The sequence below is a fragment of the Streptomyces tamarix genome, assembly GCF_032423885.1.
Lineage (GTDB): Bacteria > Actinomycetota > Actinomycetes > Streptomycetales > Streptomycetaceae > Streptomyces > Streptomyces tamarix.
Genome location: NZ_JAWCTQ010000074.1, coordinates 1 through 14,685, shown reverse-complemented (window position 1 = coordinate 14,685; position 14,685 = coordinate 1). Strand labels below are relative to the sequence as shown.

At 71.6% G+C, this 14,685-nt stretch carries 12 protein-coding genes; 5 read left to right on the top strand and 7 right to left on the bottom strand.

Features of this window, described 5'->3' with window-relative positions; genetic code table 11:
- Positions 1-165: 165 nt before the first annotated feature.
- The 7 genes from RND61_RS31745 to mtnA all read right to left on the bottom strand — a co-directional run bounded on the left by RND61_RS31745 (position 166) and on the right by mtnA (position 9,009).
- Positions 166-936 carry a response regulator transcription factor gene (locus RND61_RS31745; RefSeq protein ID WP_315881631.1) on the bottom strand — a complete coding sequence of 257 codons (771 nt, stop codon included), beginning with the start codon at positions 934-936 and terminating at the stop codon, positions 166-168.
- Between the two features lie 197 nt (positions 937-1,133).
- A complete protein-coding gene (gene hpf, locus RND61_RS31740; protein ID WP_315881630.1) occupies positions 1,134-1,823 on the bottom strand; it encodes a ribosome hibernation-promoting factor, HPF/YfiA family in 690 nt (229 codons plus the stop codon).
- 333 nt (positions 1,824-2,156) lie between these two features.
- A complete protein-coding gene (locus RND61_RS31735; protein ID WP_315881629.1) occupies positions 2,157-2,699 on the bottom strand; it encodes a ComF family protein in 543 nt (180 codons plus the stop codon).
- A 532-nt stretch (positions 2,700-3,231) separates the two neighbouring features.
- A complete protein-coding gene (locus RND61_RS31730) occupies positions 3,232-5,097 on the bottom strand; it encodes an LpqB family beta-propeller domain-containing protein (RefSeq protein ID WP_315881628.1) in 1,866 nt (621 codons plus the stop codon).
- Positions 5,087-7,162: an MtrAB system histidine kinase MtrB gene (gene mtrB / locus RND61_RS31725; protein WP_315881627.1), complete on the bottom strand. Its 2,076-nt coding sequence runs from the start codon at positions 7,160-7,162 to the stop codon at positions 5,087-5,089. Before mtrB ends, RND61_RS31730 begins: the two co-directional genes overlap by 11 nt.
- Position 7,163: 1 nt before the next feature.
- Positions 7,164-7,853 (bottom strand): two-component system response regulator MtrA, encoded by a 690-nt coding sequence (gene mtrA, locus RND61_RS31720; RefSeq protein WP_187703247.1) that lies wholly within the window; start codon positions 7,851-7,853, stop codon positions 7,164-7,166.
- Positions 7,854-7,857: 4 nt separating this feature from the next.
- Complete coding sequence (gene mtnA, locus RND61_RS31715; protein ID WP_315881626.1) at positions 7,858-9,009, bottom strand: S-methyl-5-thioribose-1-phosphate isomerase; 1,152 nt, start codon at positions 9,007-9,009, stop codon at positions 7,858-7,860.
- 446 nt (positions 9,010-9,455) lie between these two features.
- Between mtnA and RND61_RS31710 the strand changes: the two genes are divergently transcribed.
- Genes RND61_RS31710 through RND61_RS31690 form a run of 5 tightly spaced genes read left to right on the top strand, consistent with a single transcriptional unit; the run spans position 9,456 to position 14,629 of the window.
- Positions 9,456-10,424: a DUF7544 domain-containing protein gene (locus tag RND61_RS31710; RefSeq protein WP_315881625.1), complete on the top strand. Its 969-nt coding sequence runs from the start codon at positions 9,456-9,458 to the stop codon at positions 10,422-10,424.
- A gap of 4 nt (positions 10,425-10,428) precedes the next feature.
- On the top strand, positions 10,429-11,121 hold the full coding sequence (locus RND61_RS31705; protein WP_391654569.1) for a DUF4129 domain-containing protein: 693 nt from the start codon (positions 10,429-10,431) through the stop codon (positions 11,119-11,121).
- Positions 11,118-12,326, top strand: a complete 1,209-nt coding sequence (locus RND61_RS31700) for a DUF4350 domain-containing protein (RefSeq protein WP_315881623.1) — start codon at positions 11,118-11,120, stop codon at positions 12,324-12,326. Before RND61_RS31705 ends, RND61_RS31700 begins: the two co-directional genes overlap by 4 nt.
- On the top strand, positions 12,323-13,315 hold the full coding sequence (locus RND61_RS31695) for an AAA family ATPase (RefSeq protein WP_315881622.1): 993 nt from the start codon (positions 12,323-12,325) through the stop codon (positions 13,313-13,315). Before RND61_RS31700 ends, RND61_RS31695 begins: the two co-directional genes overlap by 4 nt.
- 3 nt (positions 13,316-13,318) lie before the next feature.
- The gene (locus RND61_RS31690; RefSeq protein WP_315881621.1) at positions 13,319-14,629 is read left to right on the top strand and encodes a DUF58 domain-containing protein; all 1,311 of its coding nucleotides are present in this window, start codon (positions 13,319-13,321) and stop codon (positions 14,627-14,629) included.
- The last annotated feature ends 56 nt before the right edge of the window (positions 14,630-14,685 follow it).

Here is a 14,685-nt window from a genome sequence, read left to right as displayed (position 1 = left end):
CGGTCCGAGCCGACGACCCGAACCCGTACCCGGGTCCCTGCCCGTGCCGGTGACCCGAGCGCGGGCCCTTGCCCGTGTTGGTGACCCGCCGGCCCCGGGGACCGGGACCCGGAGCCTGGGATCTGAAGTCCGAAGGCTGAGGTCTGGGGCCTGGAGACCGGGCGCCTACCGGATCTCCAGGATCTTCTCCCGCATCGCGTAGACGACGGCCTCCATCCGGGAGTGCAACTGCAGCTTCTCCAGGATGTTGCGGACGTGGTTCTTCACCGTGTTCTCGGAGATGAACAGCTCCTTGGCGATGTCCCGGTTGTTCATCCCCGTCGCCACCAGCTTCAGCACCTCCAGCTCCCGGTCGGTGAGCCGGGGCGCCGGGACGAGACGGCGGTCGTCGGTGCGCTGGATCATCGACTTGAACTCGGTGAGCAGCTTGGACGCCATGGACGGGCTGATCTGCGACTGCCCGTCCGCGACGGCCCGGATGGCCGTGGCGACCTCGTCGGTGGAGATCTCCTTGAGGAGGTACCCGGTGGCACCCGCCTTGATCGCGTCGTAGAGGTCCGCCTCCTCGTCGCTGATCGTCAGCATGATGATCTTCGCGCTGGGGGCGACCTCCTTGATGGACGTGCACGCCTCGATACCGCCCCGCTTGGGCATGCGGACGTCCATCAGCACGATGTCGGGGAGCAGGTCGGCGGCCTTGTCGACGGCCTCCGCGCCGTCCCCCGCCTCCCCCACGACCTGGATGTCCTCCTCCTGCGCGAGGACGATCTCGAGTCCGCGGCGGAAGAGGGCGTGATCGTCCACGACGAGAACCCGGATGGGTTCCTTCCTGGACGCGTCGCTCCCCCCGCCTGCGGGATCGCCGTGCGAGGCGGCCCCGCAGTCCGGGGCGTCGGAGCCGCCCGGATGGTGCACCGGGCCGAAGCTGTCCGCCATCGTTCCTCCCCCTGCAGGCCGGGGCCCTGAAGTTCATGGTCGCCGCACCAACACCGGTCCGGTACGGACGGGTTGGTACGCGGCGCCATGATTTCATGCCCCGGCGTCCGCGCGGTGATCCTTCGGTGGCACGGGGGTGCCCCTGGGGGCGCACGGGGCGCTTCCAGGGGCACCACATCGATCGGCCGGGGAAACGGTCAGCCGCCGAGCGCTCCACCCGCGCCGCTGCCCTCGCTCCCCGCGAGCGGGTCGTTCTCCAGGTGGATGACGCCGTAGTCGTAGGCGTGGCGCCGGTACACGACGCTGGGCTGCTTGGTCTCCGCGTCGACGAACAGATAGAAGTCGTGCCCGACCAGCTCCATCTCGTACAGCGCCTGGTCGAGCGACATGGGGGCGGCCCGGTGCGTCTTCTCGCGCACGACGAGTGGGCCTTCCCCCTGCACCTCGAGCGAACCGATCCGCGTGGTCGGGACGGCCTCCTCCGACTCCTCGAGTACGGCGACCCCGGTCCCGTTGAGCCGGGCGACACCCGGCACCGCGTCGGCCACCTCGGCGGCCGACAGGCGGCCGCTGCCGCGGCGGGTGTGCCGCTTGTCGTGCTGCTTGCGCAGCCGCGCCTCCAGCTTGGCGGTCGCGAGGTCGAGGGCTGCGTACGGGTCGGCGGCGGCCGCTTCGGCCCGGATCACCGGGCCCCGGGAGTGAAGGGTGATCTCCACGCGGTCGGACCGGTCGGCCTGCCGCGGGTTGTGCTCCTTGGACACCTCGACGTCGAGGCTGATCACCTTGCCGTCGAGCTTCTGGATCTTCTCCAGCTTCAGCTTCTCGGCCACGTGCTTGCGGAACCGCTCGGGCACCTCGGTCTTGCGGCCCTTGACGACGATGTCCACGCAGAACTCCGTTCCCGGATCGCTCCAACCAGCTCAACCGCTGGCGAGCATCTCCCTTTTGCATCAGACTCCGGTGAGTACCGGAGTCTCGGACTTGGCGACTTGAACTTCCTCCTCCCCAGTCGACAAGGTCCCCACCCCACAACATCGATGCGCTGACCGGCTCCGGATTCCGTACGGACGCATGGCTGCTCATTCGGTGAAGGGCGGCACTCGCCATTCCTGTACAACCGAACATAGCTCGCTCGGACGCGTGTCGGCACCCGCTACCAGCACAAACCTCCAATCAGGCGCTTTTATCCCCTCACCACCTGCAACGTTCGAGGTTCTTTGTCAGTTCCGGTTTATTCCGAACGCTTTGGGAGAGGCGCCTACAACAGCGGCGCCGACCAGCAGTGATCCGAGACCGTCCCGCGGTAATACGTCGTGCCTGCGCCCGGAATCCGGCGTCCGCGTCCCGAACGACCCGGGTTCCATGGCGGAATCCCCGCCATTCCACCGGCCCGACGCCACCCGTTCGGCCGAAGCGCCGTCGCCGTCCCCCGCGGCGAAGCGGCACGCCGCGCCGCCGCCCTCCGCGGCGAAGGCGCACGCCGCACCGCCGGGCAGAACGCCAGCACCGGCGTCGCCCAGGGCCCGTGCCGCTTCGGCGAGGGAGGACCCCGTCGTCATGAGGTCGTCCACCAGCACCACCCGGGCGCCCTCCAGCAACCGGGCCCCGCCGGGAACCACCGCCAACGCACCCGCCAGGTTCTCCTGCCGCCGCCGCGCGTCCAATCCGGCCTGGTCGGCGACGGCCCGGCACTGCCGCAGCACCGGCGCGACACGAACCGCCACCCCGGTACGCCTCAGCTCCCGCGCGGCGGCGACCGCCACACGCCGTACCGCGTCATGGCCACGCGCGCGCACGGCCCGGCGCGCGGACGGGACCGGAACCAGCACCAGGGGGAGGGCCCCCACCCCCTCCCCTCCCCCACCCACCCTCCGCGGCGGCCTTCCGGTCCCCGTGCACCCGCCGTGTCCCGCACGCCCTCCGCACCCCGCCGCGGCCGCTCGTACCGCGCCCGCCAGGGCCGTGCCCAGGGGGGCGGCCAGAGCGAGTGCGCCGCGCTCCTTGTGGGCGAGCAGGGCCGCGCGCACGGCGTCGGCGTACGGTGCGGCCGCCCATACCCCGGGAAGCCCTTCGGGTTCCGGCTCGGGCCGTACGCGCACCGCCGGCCGCCCGTGGAGCGACCGGGTACAGGCATCGCACAGGACCGTACGGGGACGGCCGCAGCCGGCGCAGGCCACCGGTAGTACGAGCCCGGTGATCTCCTGCCACCATCCCCGCATGTCTTCTACTGTGGCGTGCGTCGGCGCGGTCCGCCACCCCTGTGGAAAACCGGGAAGAGTAGGGCGTTTGCGCAGGTCAGCCCGGGTAGACGGGTGAGGTGCCCTTGTCGACCATGGGCTGCCAGTTGACGCCGGACTGGAGTCGGACGACGCCGTCGTCGGCGGCGGCGACGAGGGGGGCGCGTTCGTCGTTGGCGGCGGCGACGGCCTTGACCTGGTTGAGGCCGGGGATGACGGCGGCGGATTCGGAGCCGTCGGTCTGGATGTAGCGGACCTGCTGGACGCCGCCCGCCTGCTTGCCGAGGACGACGAGGCGGCTGGGTCCGGCCCAGGAGACGGACGCCACGGACTCCATGCGGGGCGCGACGGCCTGGAGGTCGACGACGGAGACCTTCTGCCGGTCGCCGGCGGTCTGCCGTTCGACGCGGCCGATCTGGAGGGTGGTCTTGCCGTCCTCGGTGAGGCGCATGGCGATGCGCACGCCGTCTTCGGAAAGGCGCAGTTCCTCGATGCGTACGTCTTCGTCGAGCCAGGGCGTGGTGACGGTGAGGGGTTTGCCGGTGCCGCCGTGGAGGAGGAGCAGTTTGGGCTCGGCGGGGTCGCGGTCGGCGACCCACAGGTCGTTGCGCCCGTCCCAGCTGGGTGCGGAGAGCCGGTTGGCCGGTTCGGCTCCTCGGCTGGTGACGAGGGGGTCGGGGAGGTCGGTGTCGGACTGGATGGAGGCGACGCGGAGGGAGCGGCCGTTTTCGGATACGGCGGCGGCGCGCTTCTCGTCGCGGGCGACCGCGACGGTCTCGACTTTCGCGGCGCCTTCGCCGAAGGGGCCGTAGACGTGCCGGGGTTCGACGGTTTCCTTGGCTCCGGGGAGGAGCTGGGCGAGTTTGCCGTCGGCGTCGACGAAGTAGGGGGTTTCGCGGAGTCCGGGGGTGGGGTCGGCCATGAAGTCGGACTTCTGGTCTTCGCGGAGGACGCACAGGGGCCTGCCGTCGGGGCGCTGGAGTTCCACTTGCTCGACCCGGGTGGACGCCAGGTCGCCTGCGGTGAAGAGGACTTGGGCGGCCATTTTGCGGCACTGTTCGCGGTCGACGTTGTTCGCTCTGTCGTTGAGCGGGACCTTGAGGGTGTTCTGGTCGTCGGTGGCGAGGACGGTGGTGTCCTTCTTCAGTTCCGTCCCGTTGGGGAAGCGGGTGTCGACGGCGGGCTTGAGCCAGTTCGTGGGCCCTTCGAGGAGGGCTTTCACCGTCTGCGTCAGGGAGTCCATGCGGGTCACGGGGTCCTGACGTTTCCGGATGTACACCGGGTCGGCGACGACCCAGTTCCTGCCGGACGCGAAGTAGTACTTGTTGACGGAGCGGTAGTTCCGCTGGAAGTCGGATTCGCTGAGGAGGAGGCCCTGCGGGAGGTCGTCGATCCGCCATTCCTTCTGCTTGCCGTCCGCGGAGCGCTGCTGTACGAGCTGGATGGTTTCGCGGTAGGGGAGGGAGCCGAGCGGCTGGTAGGCGTGCCGGTCGTCGACGGTGGCGACCTTCTGCCCGGAGAGGCGGTAGAGGAGGGTCGGGGGGGCGTCGGGTACGCCGTGTTCCCGGCGGGTGGAGCCGCTCTGTTGGGGGACGGGGGCGGCGCTGAGGACGGTGGTGCGTTCCTCGGGCTTCCAGGTGCGGGCGGCCTGCTTGGTGAGGTATTTGCGGGCGGTGGCGAAGTCGGGGTCGTCGCCGGTCATCGCTTCGAGGAAGCCTTCGACGATCTCGGCGGGCTCGGCGCTCTCTCGGGGCGGTACGGGGTAGACGCGTACCTGGGAGTCGCCCTGCCTGGACGCTTTGACGCCGCTGACGTCTCCGCTGTCGGGCATGGAGGCGCAGCCGGCGAGGAGGGCGGCGGAGCCGAGGAGGGCGGCGCCGTGTGCCGTTCGCCGGCGGGTGTGGCGGCGGCGGTCAGCTCCCACGGGTGGTGTCCTTCCGCTTCGTCCGGTCCTGGTCCTGGTCCTGGCCTCGGTGTGGGTCCTGCGGTGTGTCGTTGCCGGCGGGTTCGGCGGTGTGTCCGCGTGCGACGACGCGGGTGCCGTTGCCGGGGAGGGCGGTGGGGTCGGCGGTGGCGGTGGGTGCCTGGCGGGGCGGTACGGCGGAGCGCGGTGGTACGGGGAGGGTGTGCTCGGCGGCTCCGCCGCTGCCGGTGGGGGTCTGGCCGGGTGCGCCGGTGCCGGTCCGCCCGCCGGTTTCGGATGCGTGTTCGGTGGCGGCGTGTTGCCGGTTGCGGCGGGAGTCTTCGGGTTCGAGGGGTATGGGGGAGCCTCGGAGGGGTTCGTCGGCGGTGCGGGGCAGGGTGAGGCGGAACTGTGAGCCGCCTCCGGGTTCGCCCCACGCCTGGAGCCAGCCGCCGTGGAGGCGGGCGTCTTCGAGGGCGATGGAGAGGCCGAGGCCGGTGCCGCCGGTGGTGCGGGCGCGTGCGGGATCGGCGCGCCAGAAGCGGTTGAAGACGCGGGTGGCTTCGCCGGGTTTGAGGCCGACGCCGTAGTCGCGTACGGCGACGGCGACGGCGCCGCCCGCGGCGGCGAGGCGGACGACGACGTCGCGGCCCTCGCCGTGTTCGACGGCGTTGACGACGAGGTTGCGCAGGACGCGTTCGACGCGGCGGGCGTCGGCTTCGGCGATGACGGGCTGTTCGTCGCCGATGACGCGGATGTGGCCGCCCTTGTGTTCGGCGAGGGGCCGGGCGCCGTCGATGACGCGGTGGACGACGTCGCGGAGGTCTATGGGTTCGGCTTCGAGGGCGGCGGCGCCGGCGTCGAAGCGACTGATCTCGAGGAGGTCGGCGAGGAGGGACTCGAACCGGTCGAGCTGGTCGCCGAGGAGTTCGGCGGAGCGTGCGGTGACGGGGTCGAAGTCGCCGCGTGCCTCGTAGATGACGTCGGCGGCCATGCGGACGGTGGTGAGGGGGGTACGCAGTTCGTGGGAGACGTCGGAGACGAAGCGGCGCTGCATGCGGGACAGGTCCTCCAGCTGCTGGATCTTGTGCTGGAGGTTCTGGGCCATCTTGTTGAAGGCTTCGCCGAGGCGGGCGATGTCGTCTTCGCCGGTGACCTTCATGCGTTCTTGGAGGCGTCCGGCGGAGAGGCGTTCGGCGACGCCGGCGGCCATGCGGACGGGGGTGACGACCTGGCGGACGACGAGCCAGGCGATGGCGCCGAGGAGGACGACGACGAAGAGTCCCGCGGTGGTGATGGTCGTCTTGACGAGGGTGAGGGAGGCCTCTTCCTGGGTGAGGGGGAAGAGGTAGTACAGCTCGTAGGTGTTGCCTTCGACGTCGTTGAGCCGCTTGCCGATGACGAGTCCGGCTTCGGAGTGCTGTCCGTCGGCGTAGTGGATGCGGGTGTACGTCTGGAAGGTGCCGGTGCCCTGGGCGACTGCTTCGCGGAGGGCGAGGGGGATGCTTTCGACTTCGACGCCGCCGGAGGCGCGGGCGCCGCGGCTGGGTGCGGTGCCGGCGGAGTCGGAGCTGAGGGCGACGACGTCGAAGGCCCCGGCGCCGCCGGAGGCGAGCTGGACGACGAGGTCGGAGCGCCAGTTGAGGAGGGAGCGCGAGGTGGTGCCGGGGGTGTCGCCGTCGGCGGGGGCGGAGCCGGTGGCGGCGCTGGCTTCGTCCTGGGCTGCGGAGAATCCTCCGGCGGCCTGGCTCTGCGCGGCTCGTTCCTTGGCGTCGAGGAGACCGTTGCGGACCTGGCCGATGACGACGAATCCGAGCAGCAGGACCACGCCGAGTGACATGAGGAGGGTGGCGACGACGACGCGGAGCTGGATGTTGCGTCGCCACAGCCGTACGGCGGGCAGGAGGGGACGGCGGATCCAGCGTGCCAGGAGACGGAGCACCGGGCCTCCCGGTGCTCCGTCCTGGAGGATGCGTCCGCCGTGGAGGAGGCGGCCCAGACGGGTGGGGCCGCGTCCGGGTCCGGCAGCCCGCTCCGTACGGACTCCCGGCTTCCCGGGCTTCGGAGCAGTGCTGCCTCGGGTCATGTCAGTTCGGTCCCGCCTTGTAGCCGACGCCGCGGACGGTGACGACGATCTCGGGCCGCTCGGGGTCCTTCTCGACCTTGGAGCGGAGTCGCTGGACGTGGACGTTCACCAGGCGCGTGTCGGCGGCGTGGCGGTAGCCCCAGACCTGTTCGAGGAGGACTTCTCGGGTGAAGACCTGCCACGGCTTGCGGGCGAGCGCGACGAGGAGGTCGAACTCGAGGGGGGTGAGGGCGATGGACTGCCCGTCCCGTTTGACGGAGTGCCCGGCGACGTCGATGACGAGGTCGCCGATGGTGAGCTGCTCCGGCGCGGGCTCCTCGGACCTGCGGAGGCGTGCCCGGATGCGGGCGACGAGCTCCTTCGGTTTGAACGGTTTGACGATGTAGTCGTCGGCGCCGGATTCGAGGCCGACGACGACGTCCACGGTGTCGCTCTTGGCGGTGAGCATGACGATCGGCACGCCGGACTCGGCGCGGATGAGCCTGCACACCTCGATGCCGTCCCGTCCGGGCAGCATGAGGTCGAGGAGGACCAGGTCGGGCTTGGTCTCCCGGAATGCGGCGAGTGCCTTGTCGCCGTCCGCTACGAACGACGGCTCGAACCCTTCACCACGCAGCACGATCCCGAGCATCTCGGCCAGTGCGGTGTCGTCGTCGACGACAAGGACGCGTCCCTTCATAATCGACATCATCCCATTAGCTAATCGTTACCTGGCGTGACCTGGCACACAGCGCTTCGATTCCTCCTGCGGTCACCGGTGACACCACTCCCGTCTCGGTGACGATCGCGGTCACCAGTTCGGGCGGCGTGATGTCAAACGCCGGGTTGTAGGCCTGGGTTCCGAGGGGTGCGACGAGGGTTACGCCGCCCGGGCCCGTCGCGGTCGCCCCGGCGGGGGTCAGAGCTATGAGCTGCGTCACTTCGTTTCCCGGTCGCTGTTCGATCTCGATGGACGCCCCGTCGGGCGTGCCGGTGTCGATCGTGGTCGTGGGCGCGACGACGACGAACGGTACGTGGTGGTACTTGGCGAGGACGGCGAGGGGGTACGTGCCGACCTTGTTGGCGACGGACCCGTCGGCGGCGATCCGGTCGGCGCCGACGAGGACGGCGTCGACCTCGCCGGCCGCGAACAGGGACCCGGCGGCGTTGTCGGTGAGCAGGGTGTAGGCGAGGCCGTTGCGGGCGGCCTCGTACGCGGTGAGACGGGCGCCCTGGAGGAGGGGCCGTGTCTCGTCGACCCACAGCCTTCGCAGCCGCCCGGCCCGGTGGGCGGCGAGGGCGACGGCGAACGCGGTTCCTTCCCCGCCGGACACGAGGGCCCCGGTGTTGCAGTGGGTGAGGATGCGGTGACTGCCGCCGGGCAGCAGTTCGTCGAGGAGGGCGAGGCCGCGGGCGGCCATGGCGGTACTGGCCTCGGCGTCCTCCCGGTGGAGCCGCCGCGCTTCGGCCAGGGCGGCCTGGGCGGCTTCTTCCGGGGTGGCGCCCTTCTCGGTGACGGCCCGGTGGGCGGCGAGGGCCCGCCGCACGCCGTACCCGAGGTTGACGGCGGTGGGGCGCGCCCCGGCGAGCTGGGCGGCGGCCTCTTCGACGTCGTAGCGGCGGGCGGCGGCGAGCGCCACGCCGTAGGCGCCGGTGATGCCGAGGAGGGGCGCGCCGCGCACGGCGAGCGTCTGGATGGCCCGGACGAGGGCGGGCACGTCGGTGCAGACCAGTTCGACTTCCTCGGCGGGGAGCCGGGTCTGGTCGAGGAGCACCAAGACGGGCCCTTCGGGGGGTTCCGCCCAGCGGAGGGCGAGGGGTGTGGGCGGCTGTCCGCCGAGGTCCGTTCCTGCGTACTGATCAGCCATTCGCCCAGTCTGCCCGCTGGGCCGGTGACAATGAAGGTGTCGTGGCGGACGGTGGAGTCGTCAGGGCCCTGGCCCCGGGGCGGGTGGCCCGTGGCACGATGGCTGCCGACCTGCCGCTCTGCGGGTGGCAGGGTGCTGTGACCGAGCCGGCTCGACGAGCGGGCCCCCGCGACCAAGCCACGAGGTGGACGACCGTGAACGACTCTCCGGGCTGGACCTCGCCCGGATCTCCTTCCCCGTCCGACGACCAGGGCGCCGATTCGTCCCGCCCGGCCGGCGATCAGGGGGGTCCTGCTCCGAAGTGGTCGGAGAACCAGCCGCCCCCCGGCCAGTGGACGCCGCCGGCGGCGCAGCCGGGCGGCCAGGTGCCACCCGCGTCCGCGCCTGCCTGGGGCGGCGGTGGCCCTTACGGGAGCTGGGCCCAGCCCCCGGCGCCGAAGCCGGGTGTGATCCCGCTGCGCCCGCTGGGTGTGGGCGAGATCCTGGACGGCGCGGTGTCGACGCTGCGCGCGCACTGGCGAACCGTCCTGGGGATCACGCTCACCGTGTCGGCGGTGGTGGAGTTGACGCAGATCCTCCTGCAGCGGTACGTGCTGCCACAGCAGCCGGTGATCGACCCGAACGGAAGCCCCTCGGAGGTACTGGAGCAAGCCGGCGAGTCGCTGCGGGTGAGCGTGATCTCCGCGGCTCCGTCGACGCTCCTGGGCCTGATGGCCACGTTCGTGACGACGGCGCTGCTGACCTTCGTGATGAGCCGCTCGGTACTGGGCCGTCCGGTGACGTTCGGCGACGTGTGGCGGGACGCCCGGCCGCGACTCGTGCCGCTGCTCGGTCTGACGCTCCTCCTTCCGCTGCTCGTCGTCGGCATCACCGCGGTGGGTGTCGTTCCGGGGTTGCTGATCGGCTCCGTGCCGGGTGCGGTGCTGGTGTTCGTCGGCGGCCTGGCCGCGCTGCTCGTGGTGGTCTGGCTGACGGTGCGGTTCAGCCTGTCGTACTCGGTGGTGATGCTGGAGGGCCAGGGCGTGATGGCGTCGTTGCGGCGCTCCGCGAAGCTGGTGCGGGGCTCGTGGTGGCGGATCTTCGGCATCCTGACCCTGACGGCTCTGCTGACGGCCCTGATCGCGATGATCGTGGCGGTTCCGTTCGCCATGCTCGCGCTGGCGGCGGACGGCGAGGGGATGGGCAGCGTGTTCTCCGGTGGCGCCACCCAGTACAACTGGACCTTCCTGATCATCTCGGGTATCGGTGCCGTCGTCGCATACGCGATCATGTACCCGATCTCGGCCGGGGTGACGGTCCTCCTGTACGTGGACCAGCGCATCCGCCGTGAGGCCCTCGACCTTGAGCTCGCCCGTGCGGCGGGCATGCCCGGCTACGGTTCCGCCTCGCCGGGCGACACGACTCCTAGGAGCTGATGCGGTGCCGGTCACGGGGGGAGCGGTGGCTGCGTCGAGGCCGGTCGCCGCGGACGGCGGCGGGCCGCCGCTGGACGTGCCGCGGGTGCCCGCCCGGGAGGCGGCGGAGCGGGAGCTGTCCAAGCCCATGTACGGCGAGGACGAGCGGAACGTCCTGTTGCGCGCCATGGACGCCTTCTTCGAGTGGATCGGTGACCTGTTCGACGCGGCGTCCGGTGCCACCCCCGGCGGCTGGCTGGGCATCGTGGTGATCACCGTCGTCGTGGTGGCCCTGGTCGGCGCCCTGTGGTGGCGGCTCGGCACACCGCGCCGGGTCCCCACGTCGGCGGACTCGCTGTTCGACGAGGGGCCACGGTCGGCGGCGGACCACCGGACGGCCGCCGACCGGCACGCCGCGGCGGGCCGCTGGAACCAGGCCGTGCAGGAGCGGATGCGGGCCGTGGTCCGCTCCCTGGAGGAGCGCACGCTCCTCGATCCGCGTCCCGGCCGTACGGCGGACGAGGCGGCGGCCGAGGCAGGCCGGGCGCTGCCCGCCCACGCCGACGGGTTGCGGGCCGCCGCCCGCGAGTTCGACGACGTCACGTACGGCGGCCGCACCGCCGACCAGCGCGCGTACCAGCGTCTGAAGGACCTGGACACCGCGGTGGAGCGGGCCAGGCCCCAGTGGAACGACGCCTCCCGGGGAGCCGCCCAGTGACTTCCGCCGGTACTTCCCTGTCCCGGAATCCCGCCCACGTCTGGTCGCGGGCGCGGGGCGTCCTGTTCGCCCTGGCACTGCTGATCATCGCGGGTATCGCCCTCGCCCTGGCCCGCACCGGGGAGCAGCACGGCCGGCTCGACCCCCGCTCCGCGGACCCCAACGGCAGCCGCGCCATCGCCGAGCTGCTGAAGGAACGGGGGGTGTCGGTCCGGGTCGCCACGACCCTCGACGAGGTCACCGACGCGGCCGGCCCCGACTCCACCGTGCTGGTCACGGCACCCAACCTGCTCAGCGGCGGCCAGCGGACCGCGTTGCGCGACATGATCGACACGTCCGGCGGCCGGACCGTTCTCCTCGCCGCCGACACGGTGTCCCTCGACACCCTGGCCCCCGGTGTGACGGCGGACCTCCCCGACACGATCCGGCCCCTGCAGCCCGACTGCGATCTGCCGGAGGCCCGCCGCGCGGGCGCGGTGAGCCTGGGCGGCGAGCGGTACGTGACGGCCCGATCCGTCTCCGCCGACACCTGCTACTTCCGTAACGGCCTGCCCACGCTGGTCCGCCTGGAGAACTCCGCCGGCGGCGACACGGTCCTTCTCGGCGCGGCGGATCCGCTGTTCAACGAGCGTCTCGCCGACGAGGGCAACGCGTCGCTCGCCCTGCAGCTCCTCGGTTCCCGTAGCCATCTCGTCTGGTACCTTCCTTCGCTCACCGATCCTTCCGCCGCCGATGGCGACGGTTCCGACGGCGGGGACCGGGTCGAGGAGGAAGCGGACTTCCTCAGCCTGATCCCCTCGGGCTGGCTGTGGGGCACCCTGCAGCTCGCCGTGGCGGCGGTTCTCGCCGCGATCTGGCGCGCCCGCCGCCTGGGCCCGCTCGTCACGGAACGCCTCCCGGTCGCGATCCGCGCGTCGGAGACCACGGAGGGCCGCGCCCGTCTCTACTTCCGCGCCAACGCCCGCGACCGTGCCGCCGCCGTGCTCCGCTCGGCGACCCGCACCCGCCTCGCCCCTCTCGTGGGTGTCCCGTCGAGGGAAGCCCACTCCCCCGACACCCTGCTCCCCGCCCTGTCGGCCCGCCTCACCGGCGATGCCGGCAGCTTGCGGGACCTGCTGTTCGGCCCGGCTCCCTCCGATGACGCCGCACTCGTCCTCCTGGCAGACCACCTCGACGCCCTCGAAAGAGAGGTACGCACCTCATGAGTGCCCCGACCCCCGAGACCGCTGAGAACTCGGACCGCGCCCGCGCCTCCTTGGAGGCCCTGCGCACCGAGATCGCCAAGGCCGTGGTCGGGCAGGACCCCGCTGTCACCGGGCTCGTCGTCGCCCTGCTCTGCCGGGGCCACGTCCTGCTGGAGGGTGTGCCCGGTGTCGCCAAGACGCTGCTAGTACGCACACTCGCCGCGTCGCTGGAACTCGACACCAAGCGGGTCCAGTTCACCCCCGACCTGATGCCGAGCGATGTGACCGGTTCACTCGTCTACGACACGCGGACCGCCGAGTTCTCCTTCCAGCCGGGCCCGGTGTTCACGAACCTGCTGCTCGCCGACGAGATCAACCGGACCCCGCCGAAGACCCAGTCGTCGCTCCTGGAGGCGATGGAGGAGCGGCAGGTCACCGTCGACGGCACACCGCGTCCGCTGCCCGAGCCGTTCCTGGTCGCGGCGACGCAGAACCCCGTCGAGTACGAGGGGACCTACCCTCTCCCCGAGGCCCAACTGGACCGGTTCCTCCTGAAGCTGACGGTCCCCCTGCCGTCCCGCGAGGACGAGATCAATGTGTTGACCCGTCATGCGGGAGGCTTCAACCCGCGCGATCTCAAGGCCGCGGGCGTACGCCCGGTCGCCGGCGCCGCGGACCTGGAGGCCGCGCGCCGCGCGGTCGACCGGACCTCGGTGTCCGCCGAGATCGCCGGCTACGTCGTCGATATCTGCCGTGCCACGCGTGAATCCCCCTCGCTCACTCTCGGCGTCTCTCCCCGAGGCGCCACCGCCCTGCTCTCCACCGCCCGAGCCTGGGCCTGGCTCACCGGCCGGGACTACGTCATCCCGGACGACGTGAAGGCCCTCGCCCTGCCCACCCTGCGCCACCGCATCCAACTGCGCCCCGAGGCGGAGATGGAGGGCGTGACGGCCGACTCCGTCATCAACTCGATCCTCGCCCACGTCCCCGCACCCTCGCTGAGGCAGTGACCCATGGCCCTCACCGGACGTACCGCGCTCCTGGCCGCGATCGGCTCGCTACCGGTCGGGATCCTGGCCCCCAGCTGGACGGGGATGCTGGCGGTCAACGCCCCCCTGTCCCTCGCAATTCTGTGCGACTACGCCCTGGCCGCGCCAGTGCGAACGCTACGGTTCACCCGAAGTGGTGACACATCTGTTCGGCTCGGTGAGAGTGCGCAGGTACACCTGCTCGTGGAGAATCCTTCTCGGCGCCGCCTGCGCGCGGACGTCCGGGACGCGTGGCCGCCCAGCAGTTGGCCGGCCGGCACCGCCCAGGAGGCTTCCCGGCACAGGGTGACGGTCCCCGCGGGTGAGCGGCGCAGGTTGATGACGCTCCTGCGGCCCACGCGCCGCGGCGACCGGCAGGCAGAGCGGATCACGGTCCGCTCGTACGGCCCTCTCGGTCTGGCGGCCCGCCAGGGCGGCCACCGTGTGCCGTGGTCGGTCCGTGTGCTGCCTCCGTTCACCAGCCGCAAGCACCTGCCGTCGAAGCTCGCGCGGCTGCGGGAGCTGGACGGCCGTACGAGTGTGCTGACACGGGGTGAGGGCACGGAGTTCGACAGTCTTCGCGAGTACGTGCCGGGGGACGACACCCGTTCCATCGACTGGCGGGCCACGGCACGCCAGACGAGCGTCGCGGTCCGTACGTGGCGTCCTGAACGGGATCGGCACATCCTCCTCGTCCTGGACACGGGCCGTACGTCGGCGGGCCGCGTCGGTGACGTTCCCCGCCTGGACGCGGCGATGGACGCGGCTTTGTTGCTGACGGCGCTGGCTTCGCGCGCCGGCGACCGGGTGGACCTGCTGGCGTACGATCGCCGGATCCGGGCTCGTGTGCAGGGCCGCGCGGCAGGCGATGTGCTGCCGGCGATGGTGAACGCCATGGCGACGCTGGAACCGGAGCTGGTCGAGACGGACGCCCGCGGCCTGAGCGCGGCGGCGCTGACAGGTGCCCCTCGCCGTTCGCTGGTGGTGCTGCTGACGGGCTTGGACGCGGCTCCGATCGAGGAGGGCCTCCTCCCGGTCCTTCCGCAGCTCACACAGCGACACACGGTCGTGGTGGCCTCCGTCTCGGACCCGCACGTGGCCGAGATGACGGGGTCGCGGGGAACGGCCGAGGCGGTGTACGAGGCTGCTGCCGGAGCACAGGCCCAGGCACAGCGGCGTCATACGGCGGAACAGCTTCAGCGTCACGGTGTCACCGTCGTGGACGCCAGGCCTGAGGACCTTGCCCCGGCGCTTGCCGACGCGTACCTCGCTCTGAAGGCCGCGGGCCGCCTCTGAGGCAGGCGAACAGACGGCTGGGAGTCCTTCGAGGAGAAGGACTCCCAGCCGAAAAT